This is a genomic window from Streptococcus sp. 27098_8_66 (assembly GCF_041431945.1).
Taxonomy (GTDB): domain Bacteria; phylum Bacillota; class Bacilli; order Lactobacillales; family Streptococcaceae; genus Streptococcus; species Streptococcus dentalis.
Genome location: NZ_JAPVYS010000001.1, coordinates 312,517 through 327,450, shown reverse-complemented (window position 1 = coordinate 327,450; position 14,934 = coordinate 312,517). Strand labels below are relative to the sequence as shown.

Here is a 14,934-nt window from a genome sequence, read left to right as displayed (position 1 = left end):
AAATTCCTTTCTGATAGGAGAATTATAAATAAGATTGAAGCCCACTTGTATAGGCAATCTTGCCTGATTGAGAAACCAATAAGGTGTCTATACCAGGAAGTGATTCAACAGTGTTGAGGATAGAAGCAGGAGCTTCCCCGAACAAGCGGGTAGTCCATATCTCCCCGTCTACGGATCGATCAGATATGATGGTGATACTGGCTAAGTCTGTCTCGACCGGATAGCCCGTCGCGCTATCAAAGATGTGATGAAAAGACTGGCCGTCAACTTCTAAATGACGCTCGTAGATACCAGAGGTGACAACAGATTTATCCTTGACTGAGAGGACCAGTAGGTGCTGGCCTCTTTTTTCGACTGGATTTTGAATACCAATCCGCCAAGGCTGTTGTTTGATGGGGTGTTGACCGACAGTGAGGATATTGCCTCCCAGATCAATCAAGGCATCTGTTACTCCCTGGCTCTTTAAAAAGGTCGCAATACAGTCCGCACTATAGCCCTTAGCCAAGGCTCCTAAATCAATCTTCATTCCAGGACGCATCAGAAAGACCGTATGGTTTTCAGGGACTAGCTGGATTTGGTGAGGATCGATCTTGGTCAGAGCTTGATCAATTTCCCCTTGCTGGGGACGTCTAGCATCTGAAAATCCAATTCGCCAGGTCTGTACAAGAGGACCAATGGCAATGTTTAAATGGCTGTTTTGAGCTTGACTATGTAAGGTTCCTAAAGCAATCAGTTCAAAAAGATCTGGATGCACCTGAACTGGCGCAATACCAGCTTGGTGATTGACCTCCATGAGTTCAGAACTTGCATCATTGGCACTGAAGCGATGTTCGTAGGAGCGAAGAAGTTCAAAGCAGCGGGCTAAGAGTTCATTCGCTTGTGGGTGACAGATTGAAACAGTGATGGTTGTTCCCATCAAACGTTCGGATCGACTACTTAGGTCCACTAAAAATCTATCCTTTCCTATTTTCACTTATTTATAGTATATCAGAAAGAGACCGTTTTCACAATCCTTTCAGTCAAATTATTTGACATTTTTTGAAACATGTGAAATGTGATTTTCTGGAAAATTGAAAAAAAGATCACAAATTCTGAGCAAAATAATTGTAACCGATATCATTTTTATGATATACTCAAGAAGTAAATTAAATTAAAGGTAGGATTTATTCTATGAGTAAAATCGTTGTTGTAGGGGCAAACCATGCCGGAACAGCTTGTATCAACACTATGTTAGATAATTTTGGAAATGAAAATGAAATTGTGGTTTTTGACCAAAACTCAAACATTTCATTCCTTGGATGTGGGATGGCGCTTTGGATCGGTGAACAAATCGATGGTCCTGAAGGTCTTTTCTACTCTGACAAAGAAAAATTGGAAGCAAAAGGTGCGAAAGTCTACATGAACTCTCCTGTTCTTTCAATTGACTATGACAACAAAGTGGTGACTGCGGAAGTTGATGGGAAAGAACACAAAGAATCTTACGAAAAATTGATCTTTGCGACTGGATCAACACCAATCATTCCTCCAATTAAAGGAGTTGAAATCGTACCTGGTAACCGCGAATTCAAAGCAACTCTTGAAAATCTTCAATTCGTTAAATTGTACCAAAACGCTGAAGAAGTGATCGAAAAATTGAAAGATAACAGCAAACACTTGAACCGTATCGCCGTAGTTGGTGGTGGTTACATCGGTGTTGAACTTGCTGAAGCTTTCGAACGTCTTGGTAAAGATGTTGTCTTGGTGGATATCGTGGACACTGTCTTGAATGGTTACTACGACAAAGACTTCACAGACATCATGGCGAAAAACTTGGAAGACCACAACATCCGTTTGGCACTTGGACAAACGGTTCAAGCGGTTGAAGGAGATGGTAAGGTAGAACGTCTCGTAACTGATAAAGAAACCTTTGATGTAGATATGGTCATCTTGGCTGTTGGTTTCCGTCCTAATACAGCTCTTGCTGATGGTAAGATCGAACTCTTCCGCAACGGTGCTTTCCTTGTTGATAAGAAACAAGAAACTTCACTTCCAGGTGTATACGCAGTTGGTGACTGTGCGACTATCTTTGATAACGCTCGTAACGAAATGAGCTACATCGCTCTTGCATCTAATGCGGTTCGTTCAGGTATTGTCGGTGCCTACAATGCGACTGGTCATGAATTAGAAGGAATCGGTGTTCAAGGTTCTAACGGTATCTCTATCTACGGCCTTCACATGGTTTCAACTGGTTTGACGCTTGAAAAAGCGAAAGCTGCAGGCTTCAATGCCACTGAAACTGGCTTCAATGACCTTCAAAAACCTGAATTTATCAAACACGATAACTACGAAGTTGGTATCAAGATCGTCTATGATAAAGACACTCGTCAAATCCTTGGAGCTCAAATGGTATCACGTGATAGCGCCATTTCAATGGCTATCCACATGTTCTCACTTGCGATTCAAGAACATGTGACGATTGATAAATTGGCTTTGACGGACTTGTTCTTCTTGCCACACTTCAACAAACCATACAACTACATCACAATGGCAGCTTTAACTGCTGAATAATAGCTAAAGTTCTATTAAAAACTTTCCTTAGGTGAGTACGGACGTCAGCGAACTTCATAGAAGTTCCATGACTAATTATTGAGCCTAAGGTCTCAATAATTCCGAGTGCCTGAAACAATACAGTTTCAGGCACTTTTCTCACAGCGGAAAGTCTTGACTTTTCTTTATTCGTTCCATAAATAGAACATATTTATATTTCTATGTAGAATTTCTTAACTTATTTTACTTGATAAAATGGTTTGTCTACATTCTAAACAAAACTAACAAGGGGAGTTTTGTTTTTTTCTGTCTTTCCATGTATTCAGAGGCAGTGAAATAAGGTATAATGAATAGGATAATAGTTTGAAGGAGTTAGGGAATGTCTGCTAAAGAAGAATCTTTTAAAAATGAATTTCAATTTGCCTCTAGTTCAATTGTGGCCCATATTGTCAGAGGTGTTCTGGTTGGGATCGTTGTGGGCTGCATCGTCTCGAGTTTTCGTTTTTTGATCGAACATATTTTTCATTTTGTTCAAGGCGTTTACAAGGAGATGCCAACTCAACCACTTTATTTGCTGGCGATGCTGTTAGGGTATGCTTTAATTGTTCTGATTGCTGGTCGCCTCATTCGCACCAATCGGGATATCAAGGGATCAGGAATTCCACAAGTCGAAGCGGAACTTAAGGGCCTCTTGGCGGTGAGCTGGTGGGATACCTTGTGGAAGAAGTATATTCTAGGTGTCTTGGCCATCGGAAGTGGCTTGATGCTTGGTCGTGAAGGTCCTAGTATTCAATTAGGGGCAATGGGTGGAAAAGGAGTGGCCCGTCATTTGAAGGTCAGCCCGGTTGAGGAGCGGTCTTTGATTGCGAGTGGGGCTGCTGCTGGCCTTGCTGCTGCCTTTAATGCACCTATAGCGGGGCTCTTATTTGTGGTTGAAGAGGTCTACCATCATTTTTCACGTTTCTTTTGGATTTCGACCTTGGCTGCTAGTTTGACGGCTAATTTTATTTCACTCAATGTCTTTGGTCAAACACCAGTGCTTCATATGCCACAAAATATTCCACCGCTCCATCTGTCTCAGTACTGGATTTACCTTTTTCTTGGAGTCTTTTTAGGGGCAGCGGGTTATGTCTACGAAATAGTGGTCCTCAATATCGGTCGCCTGTATCGTTTGCTAGAGAAGATTTTCCATGTTCCTTCTCATTATTCTTCTTTATTTGCCTTTGTCTTGATTCTTCCAATCGGCTATTTCCTTCCTCAAATTCTTGGTGGTGGGAATCAATTGGTCTTGGATTTGGCTCGAGTACCATATCCAGTGCTGACTATCCTTCTCTATTTTGCAATCCGTTTCATCTGGAGTATGTTGAGCTATGGTAGTGGCTTGCCAGGTGGCATCTTCCTGCCCATACTAGCATTAGGGTCACTTTTAGGGGCCATCGTTGGAACCTTCCTCCAAAACATTGGCTTTATCTCTCAAAATCAGCTGCCTCTTTTCATCATTTTAGGAATGAGTGGGTATTTTGGGGCTATTTCAAAAGCGCCTTTAACAGCAATGATCTTGGTAACAGAGATGGTCGGTGATATTCGTAGTTTAATGCCACTAGGCATGGTTACCTTGCTAGCTTATATGATCATGGATCTCTTCCATGGAGCGCCAGTCTATGAAGCCATGTTAGAGCAATTGTTGCCGGATAAGGCGCAAGAAGAAGGAGAGTTGACTTTAATTGAGATCCCTGTATCAGAAAAGATCGCAGGAAAGCAAGTCCATGAACTGCACCTCCCTCAAGATATCTTGATCACCACGCAAATGCGAAGTGGTAAGAGCTATACGGTCAATGGCGCAACCCGCTTGTATCTAGGTGATAGTATCTTTGTGGTGGTTAAAGAATCTGAAATCGGACGAGTCAAAGATATTCTTTTGTAAAAGACTGATTCTCAGAAAAGTTTTTCTATTATTAAATTTTCAGACAATTATTGAAAAATGAGAAAATATCTGGTAAAATAAGGGCAAGAACAAATGAGGAGAAGTCTTTCATGAAAAAATATAGTCTACTCTTATTAAGTGTTGCTCTTTTAGCAGGGTGTGCAAATTCTACTAGCAAACAGTCCAGTCAGAAGACGCAAACTAGCTCAACAGTGCAGTTGTCAAAGGCTGACCAGAAGACCTTGGATAATGCGACAGCTGAATACAAAGACTTTGTTGAAATGCAAATTGACCAATTGCTCAAGGATACAGAAGGATTCCGAGCTACGTTAAAAGACGGGAATTTGGAAGAAGCAAAAAAGCAATACCCCTTGATCCGCATGGCCTATGAACGTTCTGAACCGATTGCTGAAACCTTCGGGGAATCGGATGTCAAAATCGACTACCGCTTGGTGGATTATGTGGATGAAAATAAATCAGAAGATGGCTGGTCAGGTTTCCACCGGATTGAGCGTATCCTTTGGGAAAACAATACCACAGATGGAACAGACAAATACGCTGACCAACTGGTGAACGATATCAAGGAGTTGAAAGCTAAAATTGCTACAGTAGAAGTAACACCGGATATCATGTTGACTGGAGCTGTCGATTTGCTCAATGAAGTGGCAACGCAAAAGATTACGGGTGAAGAAGAAGTCTTCTCTCATACAGATCTTTACGACTTCCGTGCCAATATTGAAGGGGCTGAAAAGATCTTCTCTCTCTTTAAACCCTTGATTGAGAAAAATGATGCCAAATTGGTTAAAACCTTGGAATCAGAATTCAAGAATGTTAATGCTTTATTGGACAAACATATGACAGATGATTCAAATTATAAGTCTTACACAGATTTATCCAAGGAAGATACCAAGGAATTGGCAGAAGCTGTGACCAAACTTGGTGAACCTTTGTCTCAAATGGGTGTGATTTTAGATGGGAAATAAGAAAAATGGCTGACGACAAATTTTTAGATAAAAAAATGGACCGTCGTGAATTTCTTAAAAAAGCAGGTATTGGAGGGGCTGGTCTAGCGCTGGGCCTCTCTGGTGCATCTGCTTTTTTCGCTAATCAAGACAGTTCCAGCAAAAAAGCTTATGATGGAGATGAAGATATCTCCTTTTATGGCAAGCACCAAGCAGGGATTACAACGCCCATGCAGAAGGCTTGTTACTTGGTTGTGTTAGATCTTCACACGACGGACAAAAAAGAAGTCATCCAGCTCTTTAAAGATTGGACTGATTATAGTAGTAAATTAGTCGAAGGAGAGTTGGTCAAAAAAGATGGGGCCAATGCCCTCTTGCCACCAACAGATACAGGTGAAACAGTGGGACTCAACCCCTATCGCTTGAGCCTGACTTTTGGGGTTTCGGCTTCCTTTCTAAAGAAACTGGGCTTGGAGGCCAAACGTCCGAAACTCTTTCGTGATTTGCCTCCATTTCCAAAGGAGCAGTTGCAGGACAAATACACAGGTGGCGATATCGTCATTCAGGCCTGTGCAGATGATGAGCAAGTAGCCTTTCATGCGGTGCGAAATCTGATTCGTAAGGGTCGCAATACCATTACCATGAAGTGGAGTAAATCAGGATTTGCAGCTATTGGTGACCGAAAAGAAACGCCCCGCAACCTCTTTGGTTTCAAGGATGGTACAGCAAATGTCACGACTGAGAAGGATTTTGACAAGGTCGTCTGGACTGACAGCAAGGACTGGATGAAGGGTGGTTCTTATATGGCTCTTCGCCTAGTGCAAATGCACTTGGAAACTTGGGACCGAACCAATTTGCAGGAGCAAGAAAACACCTTTGGTCGCTACAAGGAGTCCGGTGCTCCATTTGGTAAAACCAACGAATTTGATGAAGTAGATTTATCTAAACTACCAGTTGATTCACATGTCCGTTTGGCCAAAGAAGTCGATCGACCGATTTTACGCCGGTCATATTCCTATTCGGATGGCATCAATGAACAGACTGGGCAATTTGATGCTGGCTTGATCTTTATCGCCTTTCAAAAGAATCCGAACAGCTTTGTCAAAATCCAAACCAACTTGGGCGCAGTAGACAAAATGAACGAGTATATCACCCATATCGGAAGTGGACTATTTGCTTGCTTTGCAGGCGTTGAGAAAGGAGGGTATCTTGGTCAAGCACTCTTTGAATAAATTCTTGATCTTGTTAGGCCTTCTTGCCTTGTTCTGGACTCATCCAGTAGCTGCGGAATCTTATAGCGATCTCTTTATCAAGATCACAGATGCAACAACTGCTGTAGAAAATAAGAATCAGGATAAGGCCAAGGAATTGATCGCTGAGATTCAGGCTGATTTTGAATCCAAAGACCACCATGATTCCAAGGCAGGGAAAAAAGTTAGCCAAGCCCTGGCTATAAAAGGGGAGGCAACCAAAGAGGATCTCACCAAGATCTCATCAGCCTTGCTCGCTTTTGAAAAAGAGCAAAATCCGGTCGATTTAGAGGCGGAAAAAGACAAACTCGTGAGTCGGCTCGCACCTTCTTTTAAGAACCTACAAAATGCCATTACAGCTAAGGATCTGGATAAAACCCGTCAAACCTATGCCGATCTCAATAATACCTGGACGCGAAACGAAGCAGTGGTAAGAGATCACAGCACAGCCTACTATGGCAAAATCGAGACGGCCATTTCCCTCTTGCGCAGTAGTATTGAAACAGAACCTACCGATTTTACCAACATCCAGTCCTCTTATGACGACCTCAAAAATGGGATTGATGCCTTTGTAAAAGGAGAGGCCATTAGCAGTGCCAGTACGGATTTGACGCTGAACGATGGGATCAAGCTTTTGGAGAAGGCGCAAAGCCAATTCCAATCCGGAGACGATAAGTCTGCTGCAGCGACTATGAAGCAGTTCATCACGATCTGGCCAACTATCGAAGGGGATGTTAGCACGACCAATCCCAGTCTCTACACGCGCGTAGAAAGCGAATCCCCGGTTATTATGGTCAAGGGGAAAGAAAAGGCTTATCAAGAGAAATTACAAGCCTTGATCAAGGACCTGTCTGCGATCGATACGACAGCTTCTTACAACGTCTTTGATGCCATGTTGATTCTTCTGCGTGAAGGAGTAGAAGCCCTTCTGATCGTCATGGCGCTTGTGACGACCCTTAAGGCTGCTAAGATGAGGAAAGGTCTCAAATGGGTCTACGGAGGGGCTGTTGCTGGTGTTCTTGCCAGTGCAGCGATCGCTCTTGTTTTGCAAGTAGCATTTCCAGCCGTTATTTCGGGCTCTAACCGGGAAATCATTGAAGGTGGCGTTGGGATTTTCGCTGTGGTCATGATGATCCTCATCGGAATTTGGCTCCACAGTAAGTCCTCTGTCAAACAGTGGAATGCCTTTATGGACCGTCAAATGAAGACAGTGACAGCTACAGAAAGCTTTGTCTCTATGTTTGCCCTCAGTTTCTTAGCAGTCTTTCGTGAAGGGGCTGAGACCATTCTCTTTTATGTCGGGATCATTCCGCGGATTACAACCGCGAATTTCTTACTGGGAATCGGGCTTGCTATAGCTATTCTCATCATCATTGCAGTGGCTATGACCAAGGCTAGTCAAGCTATCCAACCTCATCGAATCTTTTTCATTCTGACTTGGTTGATTTACGCCTTGGCCTTCAAGATGCTCGGTGTCAGCATTCACGCCCTTCAGTTGACCAATATCCTCCCTAGCCATTTGGTCAATGGACTTCCAACCATCGATTGGGCGGGGATCTATCCAAGCTGGGAAGTTCTTCTTCCTCAGTTAATGTTTGTGGCTCTGATTGCTCTCGTTACGGTGAGACAACATGGCAAAGAGTAGAGCAGATGAAATGACCTTTGTCGAGCACTTGGTCGAATTTCGAAAACGATTGATCGCAGTGGTCTTGTGTTATATTATCGTCTTTCTGGTGGCTTTTGTATTTGGTGGAGAACTCTACCAAGCCTTGACGGCTAGCCTCCATCAAAAACTGCTGGTATTGGGGCCGAATGATATCCTCTGGATCTATGTATCGCTGGCTAATCTCACAGCTTTTAGCCTGACCTTGCCCTTTATTGTCTACCAGATTTGGCAGTTTGTAAGGCCGGCTCTGAAGGAGAAGGAGGCGCGTGCAGTTTTTGCCTACATCCCAGCTAGCTTTATTTGCTTTGTGCTGGGGCTTGCATTTGGTTATTTCTTTGTCAGCCCAGCTATTTTAGAGGTCTTGATGCGGTTGGGAGATGGGCTGTTTGATACCCAATTGACGGCACAAAATTATTTAACCTTCTTATGGCACACCACCTTGCCTTTAGGGGTTTTGTTCGAGTTACCAGTTTTGGTCGCTTTTCTGACTTCGATTGGACTTTTGACACCACAGTTTTTAATAACCTACCGACGTTACGCTTACTTTGTTCTGCTGGTCTTAGCTGTCGTGCTAACCCCTGCAGACTTTATCAGTGACTTGGCCATGACACTCCCTTTGATCCTCTTATTTGAAGTCAGTGTCGCCATCAGTAAAGTCATCTATTCAAGAAAAAGGAGAAACTAATGGGAATTTTACGTGATATTGGAGCACCAGGTTTGATCATCATCATCCTGGGCGCCCTCTTGATTTTTGGACCAAAACGCCTGCCAGAGTTGGGTCAGTCCATCGGCAAAATGTTTGCTGAATTTAAGACTGCTGTCAATAAAGGCAGTGAAGAAGCCGATCAAGACGCCAAAGAAGCTAAAGAAGAAAAAGAATAATCAGACAATTTTCAAAATTCTATTGAGTTCGATTGCATAAAAAGGTATAATAAGACAAGTACTTGCAATCGACGAAGGAGGAAACCATGATTATTACGATTTTGTCACTCATTTTCTATTTCAGCTATATCGGATTCTTATGCTGGTTGGTCGTAAAAATTGTCGAAAAATTGTTCAATTTCTTGTTGAACCGTTAATAAAGAAACAATCCATTTCACCCTGTGTGAGTGGATTTTTTGTATCTAATTCAGTCAGAAAGATTAAAACAAAGAGGCCTTAACGGTCTCAGATTGAAGATAAAGTCATATAAAAAACTTTCCTTAAGTGAGTACGGACGTCAAGATACAAAGGGCGTCTGCAGATGAAGTCAAAATGGGAATTTAGAAAGCAAGTGAAACAACACAACAAAACAAAACCATCGTTTTACTGACTGTTTTGTTTATTGCTATGCTTTCCATTTCAATGCTTTTATATCTTTCAACTTCTAGTATTTCTGGTTACTAGTGATGGACTATATCGTTTGTTTTTCTTATCTATTTTATAAGAAAGTTAAGCTTAATAGAAATATAGTAATTACAATTTCTGTTATAGCTTTATGTGGCATGGGTATAAATTGATATGACTTTTATTATCTATGGTATAATGAGATAAATTTGGAGTTGTAGAGGTGAGCATTTGGAAGAACATAGACCTGATTTTAGAGATATAAAATCATTTGAAGAATTTAACAGATACTACTGGTATCGAGAAGAGCTTTCACAAATTTGTAAGTACCTTGGATTAGAATACAGATGTACAAAAAAAGAATTAAATCATATTATAGAACAATATTTTAAGGGAAATAGAGTAGAAAAATTTTTGAGGAAAAGAAACAAAAATCAAACTGAAATAATAACCCTAAATACATCATTACTTGAATGTGGGTTTTCCTTTAATCAGAAATTTCGTGATTATTTTTCAGCTGTAACAGGTGTTAATCCGTTTAAGTTTAATGCTGATATGGCAACTGCTTGGCGAAAAGTAAAACGGGACAACAACATAAATTTTACAATCCAAGATATGATTAAAATATACTATGGAGAGTCAGACTACGCCAAGTATGATAATTCAACTTGCCAATGGAATCAATTTCTAAAAGACTTTTGTGCAGATGAATTTAGCAATCATTACTCCAACAAGTTAAAAGTTGCGGCTATCCTTTGGAAAGAAGTTAGAGATTCAAAAAATAAAAAAATTTATTCACGGGGACTTCTAAAAGAATATAGCTACAAAATAGAGGAGTACTGTAAGTAAACAACTTCAAGTTTGTCGAATCAGGCATACCAGGAAGCAGGTCTGGATGTTGATTTCTCCTATTTACCTGAGATTCAACAGAATCTTCATGTGATTACAAAAAGCAATCTTGAGAGCTACTTAGAAATGTATAAAGAAGATTGGCTGAAGGTGACGGTTGAAGAATTGATCGAAATGATCAAACGCTCAATGGATTGTGAGGACTTACATTCAGAGATTATTTTTGAAGGAAAAGGTTTACTCCCGAATCTTTTAATCGATTTTGATAAAGAGGAGTTTTATTCAAACCATCTGGGAATGAAAAACTACGAAAGATATGTGCCGAACGGATGGAAGATTTTTTCAGGGAAATTCGATCATTTGATCCCCAAAGAGGAGCAATATTGGATTGAAAAGACTAGCGCGAACCAATTAAGGAATTAATTATAAAATATAAAGGAAGAGACAAAATACATGCAGTTTTATTTTATCGGTGGCCTAGGTAGCAATAGCTACTATCTGGCTCCACTTATTGATGAGCTAGGCTTTCCTGTGACCTTTCTAGATCCCTATAGGGAAATGATTCAGAAAGAAAACGATCTTCGTGCTTGGTTTCAAGGTCAGATCAGCCAGGCGAATGAAATCTGTTTATTGGGGCATTCCTTGGGTGGAGATTTGGCCCGTTATCTGGCTGCAGAGTTTCCTCAGATTCTAGCTCTGATTCTCTTGGATGGGGGCTACCTGGATATGGAAAAGATTCTGCCTTTGGAGGAAGAACTCGAGGGCACATCGTCCTTCATGCAGCAGCAAGTCTTTGCAACTTTAGAAGAAGCTGTGTTATCAGAACTTGGAGACGGAGCAGATCCTACTCCTATAGCTCGAAAAGCAGTAGAGGCTAGCTATCGCTGGAATCCAGCAAGTGAACGATATGAATTAAATCTGGATCTCGAAAAGGTCTTGACCTTATTGCGTCTACGGCGTCAGATCAAGACTTACCAGATTCCACTGGCAGACCTGCCTGTCCTCTTTATCGGGCCTCGATACCAAGAAGAACCTGAATGGAGAAAAGATGCTCTGAAGCAACTAGATCCCCAGATCAAGCAAGTCTTGCTAGAAGGTTTGGGGCACGAACTGTATACAGAGGCGCCTGAAATTGTAGCTAGAGAAGTGAACAATTGGCTCCAAAATGTTCATAAATAAAACCTGTTTCTCTTTTTGAAACGGGTTTTATTCTTGTAATTTCCGAACGTTATTTCCTATAAAATCATTCCCATTGCATTAGGTCCGTATCTTTGGTATAATCTATCAAGGAAACGTCAAGAGACGTAGCGATGCGCTTGCGCATAGGTAGGTCAGTTTTTAGAAAAGAGATTTTTCAATCTATGTTAAATGAATTTCCTATTTTTGACTATGAAGATATTCAGTTGATTCCCAACAAATGTATCATCAATAGCCGCTCAGAAGCAGACACAACCGTCCAATTTGGAAAGCATACCTTCAAACTTCCTGTTGTACCTGCCAATATGCAGACGATCTTGGATGAGAATGTAGCAGAGCAGTTGGCGCGTGGTGGTTACTTCTACATCATGCACCGTTTCGATGAAGCGGGTCGGATTCCTTTTGTCAAACGCATGCATGATCAAGGTTTGATCGCTTCCATTTCGGTTGGTGTTAAGGAATACGAATACGACTTTGTGAGTCAATTAAAGGCAGATGCGCCTGAGTACATCACTATTGATATCGCACACGGTCACGCAGATAGTGTCATTCGGATGATTCAACACATCAAGAAAGAACTACCAGATACCTTTGTCATTGCTGGAAATGTTGGAACTCCTGAAGCTGTTCGTGAATTGGAAAATGCAGGAGCTGATGCGACTAAGGTCGGGATCGGCCCTGGTAAGGTTTGTATCACCAAAGTGAAGACTGGATTTGGTACAGGTGGTTGGCAATTGGCTGCGCTTCGCTGGTGCTCAAAAGCAGCGCGTAAGCCAATCATTGCGGACGGTGGTATTCGGACACATGGTGATATTGCCAAATCGATTCGTTTCGGGGCATCTATGGTCATGATCGGTTCTCTCTTTGCAGGACATATCGAAAGTCCTGGTAAAACAATAGAGATTGATGGAGAGTCTTTCAAAGAGTACTATGGATCTGCTTCAGAGTACCAAAAAGGCGCTTATAAGAACGTCGAAGGTAAGAAGATTTTATTGCCTGCCAAGGGTCATTTGCAAGACACCTTAACAGAAATGGAACAAGATTTGCAAAGTTCGATCTCTTATGCAGGAGGCCGAAAATTAGCAGATTTGAAACATGTTGACTATGTGATCGTTAAGAATTCTATCTGGAATGGCGATGCACACTAATTGAATTACTTATTTATTTCACGAATGGGCGTGATGTTTCTACAAGGTGCCGGAACACCTAACAATAAGTAAGTCGGGATTATTTCTCTTTCTAGAGAGATTTCAAGGCTTGCTTAGCAGGCCTTTTTGTGTTTTATGCATGAAGTAGAGGATTTTTTAAAAAGTAGGAGGAAGTATGAAATTACTTGAAGAACGCATCTTAAAAGATGGTAACGTTTTAGGTGAGAATATCCTCAAGGTGGATTCCTTTTTGACCCACCAAGTGGATTTTAAATTGATGAAAGAAATTGGTCAGACTTTTGCGGAGCGGTTCAAAGATGCTGGTGTGACGAAAGTCGTGACCATTGAAGCATCTGGGATTGCACCAGCCCTTTATGTAGCTGAAGCCTTGGATGTTCCCATGATCTTTGCTAAGAAGGCGAAAAACATCACGATGAATGAGGGCATCTTGACGGCTGAGGTTTATTCCTTTACCAAGCAAGTGACCAGCACCGTTTCGATTGCGGGTAAATTTTTGGATCCATCAGATAAGGTTTTGATCATTGACGATTTTCTCGCAAATGGTCAAGCAGCCAAAGGATTGATTCAAATCATCGAACAAGCTGGTGCTCAAGTGGAAGCGATTGGGATCGTGATTGAAAAATCCTTCCAAGATGGACGGGGATTGTTAGAAGAGTTGGGATATCCAGTTGTATCCCTCGCACGTTTGGACCGTTTTGAAAATGGTCAGGTTGTATTTAAGGAGGCAGACATCTAATGCAAAAACAAGAAAGCCATTCACAGGCGGCCATTCTAGGCTTGCAACACCTTTTAGCCATGTATTCGGGATCTATTTTGGTGCCGATCATGATCGCAGGAGCTTTGGGCTATAATGCTCATCAACTAACCTATCTCATCTCTACAGATATCTTCATGTGCGGGGTAGCAACTTTCCTTCAAGTGCAGCTCAATAAATACTTTGGGATCGGACTTCCGGTAGTCCTTGGGGTTGCCTTCCAGTCTGTGGCACCTCTCAGCATGATCGGGGCTAGCCATGGTAGTGGTGCCATGTTTGGTGCCTTGATTGTCTCAGGGATTTATGTCATCCTTGTCTCTGGTTTCTTCTCTAAGATTGCCAATCTCTTCCCATCTATTGTAACGGGATCTGTTATTACAACCATTGGTTTGACTTTGATTCCAGTAGCGATTGGAAATATGGGAAATAATGCGCCAAAACCAACCGTTCAAAGCTTGATTTTGGCTGTGGTGACCATTCTCATCATTTTAGTTGTTAATATCTATACGACTGGGTTTATTAAATCCATTTCAATTTTGATTGGTTTGATCGTAGGTACTGCTATTGCGGCTTCTATGGGTTTGGTTGACTTCACACCTGTGGCTCAAGCACCAGTCGTTCACGTTCCAACACCTTTCTTCTTTGGAGCTCCTAAGTTTGAAATCACCTCAATCGTCATGATGTGTATCATCGCGACAGTTTCTATGGTTGAATCAACAGGTGTCTATCTTGCACTTTCTGATATTACTAAAGATCCAATTAATAGCACGCGCCTTCGCAATGGTTACCGTGCTGAAGGGTTGGCTGTTCTCCTCGGTGGTATCTTTAATACCTTCCCTTACACTGGATTCTCACAAAACGTTGGCTTGGTGAAATTGTCTGGTATCAAGACTCGTCTTCCAATCTACTATGCGGCTGGTTTCCTTGTTCTTCTTGGTCTCCTTCCTAAGTTTGGAGCTTTAGCACAAATCATTCCAAGTCCAGTTCTTGGGGGAGCGATGCTAGTGATGTTTGGTTTTGTATCGATTCAAGGGATGCAGATTCTTGCGCGTGTTGATTTTGAACACAATGAGCACAACTTCTTGATCGCTGCTGTATCGATTGCTGCAGGGGTTGGTTTGAACAACAGCACCCTCTTCAATGGCCTTCCAACAGGATTCCAAATGTTCTTTGCGAACGGAATTGTCGTTGCAAGTGTCTTAGCGATCGTTCTCAACGCTATTTTAAACCGCAATAAACACTAATTACAGATGCACCGGAGGTCCTTGGATCTTCGGTTTTTTTGACTTTTAAGGAAACATATAGTAGAGT

Annotated in this window: 14 protein-coding genes and 1 riboswitch; of the genes, 13 read left to right on the top strand and 1 reads right to left on the bottom strand. The window is 41.8% G+C overall.

The window, feature by feature from the left end:
* Nucleotides 1-22: 22 nt before the first annotated feature.
* Nucleotides 23-946: an FAD:protein FMN transferase gene (locus O3642_RS01565; RefSeq protein WP_371605279.1), complete on the bottom strand. Its 924-nt coding sequence runs from the start codon at nt 944-946 to the stop codon at nt 23-25.
* Between the two features lie 224 nt (nt 947-1,170).
* Here O3642_RS01565 and nox point away from each other — a divergent pair, with 224 nt between their 5' ends.
* The 13 genes from nox to O3642_RS01500 all read left to right on the top strand — a co-directional run bounded on the left by nox (nt 1,171) and on the right by O3642_RS01500 (nt 14,867).
* Nucleotides 1,171-2,547 carry a H2O-forming NADH oxidase gene (nox, locus tag O3642_RS01560; RefSeq protein WP_003001563.1) on the top strand — a complete coding sequence of 459 codons (1,377 nt, stop codon included), beginning with the start codon at nt 1,171-1,173 and terminating at the stop codon, nt 2,545-2,547.
* A gap of 358 nt (nt 2,548-2,905) precedes the next feature.
* On the top strand, nt 2,906-4,450 hold the full coding sequence (locus O3642_RS01555) for a ClC family H(+)/Cl(-) exchange transporter (RefSeq protein ID WP_155124918.1): 1,545 nt from the start codon (nt 2,906-2,908) through the stop codon (nt 4,448-4,450).
* A gap of 110 nt (nt 4,451-4,560) precedes the next feature.
* The gene (efeO, locus tag O3642_RS01550; RefSeq protein WP_371605240.1) at nt 4,561-5,433 is read left to right on the top strand and encodes an iron uptake system protein EfeO; all 873 of its coding nucleotides are present in this window, start codon (nt 4,561-4,563) and stop codon (nt 5,431-5,433) included.
* Nucleotides 5,434-5,438: 5 nt separating this feature from the next.
* Complete coding sequence (gene efeB / locus O3642_RS01545; RefSeq protein WP_003001434.1) at nt 5,439-6,644, top strand: iron uptake transporter deferrochelatase/peroxidase subunit; 1,206 nt, start codon at nt 5,439-5,441, stop codon at nt 6,642-6,644.
* Nucleotides 6,622-8,307, top strand: a complete 1,686-nt coding sequence (locus tag O3642_RS01540; protein WP_371605239.1) for an FTR1 family protein — start codon at nt 6,622-6,624, stop codon at nt 8,305-8,307. Before efeB ends, O3642_RS01540 begins: the two co-directional genes overlap by 23 nt.
* Nucleotides 8,294-9,013 carry a twin-arginine translocase subunit TatC gene (gene tatC / locus O3642_RS01535; RefSeq protein WP_371605238.1) on the top strand — a complete coding sequence of 240 codons (720 nt, stop codon included), beginning with the start codon at nt 8,294-8,296 and terminating at the stop codon, nt 9,011-9,013. The genes O3642_RS01540 and tatC overlap by 14 nt, the downstream gene beginning before the upstream one ends.
* Complete coding sequence (locus O3642_RS01530; RefSeq protein ID WP_023918087.1) at nt 9,013-9,210, top strand: twin-arginine translocase TatA/TatE family subunit; 198 nt, start codon at nt 9,013-9,015, stop codon at nt 9,208-9,210. The genes tatC and O3642_RS01530 overlap by 1 nt, the downstream gene beginning before the upstream one ends.
* Nucleotides 9,211-9,885: 675 nt before the next feature.
* On the top strand, nt 9,886-10,503 hold the full coding sequence (locus O3642_RS01525) for an SAP domain-containing protein (RefSeq protein WP_371605237.1): 618 nt from the start codon (nt 9,886-9,888) through the stop codon (nt 10,501-10,503).
* Nucleotides 10,504-10,629: 126 nt separating this feature from the next.
* Nucleotides 10,630-10,926, top strand: coding sequence for a hypothetical protein (locus O3642_RS01520; protein WP_371605236.1), 297 nt, complete (start codon nt 10,630-10,632; stop codon nt 10,924-10,926).
* Nucleotides 10,927-10,956: 30 nt separating this feature from the next.
* Nucleotides 10,957-11,682, top strand: a complete 726-nt coding sequence (locus tag O3642_RS01515; RefSeq protein ID WP_371605235.1) for an alpha/beta fold hydrolase — start codon at nt 10,957-10,959, stop codon at nt 11,680-11,682.
* 182 nt (nt 11,683-11,864) lie between these two features.
* The gene (gene guaC, locus O3642_RS01510) at nt 11,865-12,848 is read left to right on the top strand and encodes a GMP reductase (protein WP_371467964.1); all 984 of its coding nucleotides are present in this window, start codon (nt 11,865-11,867) and stop codon (nt 12,846-12,848) included.
* Nucleotides 12,838-12,933: riboswitch (purine riboswitch) on the top strand. It overlaps the preceding gene by 11 nt.
* A 90-nt stretch (nt 12,934-13,023) precedes the next feature.
* Complete coding sequence (locus tag O3642_RS01505) at nt 13,024-13,605, top strand: xanthine phosphoribosyltransferase (RefSeq protein ID WP_155171812.1); 582 nt, start codon at nt 13,024-13,026, stop codon at nt 13,603-13,605.
* Nucleotides 13,605-14,867 carry a nucleobase:cation symporter-2 family protein gene (locus tag O3642_RS01500; RefSeq protein WP_155171814.1) on the top strand — a complete coding sequence of 421 codons (1,263 nt, stop codon included), beginning with the start codon at nt 13,605-13,607 and terminating at the stop codon, nt 14,865-14,867. Before O3642_RS01505 ends, O3642_RS01500 begins: the two co-directional genes overlap by 1 nt.
* Nucleotides 14,868-14,934 lie beyond the last annotated feature (67 nt).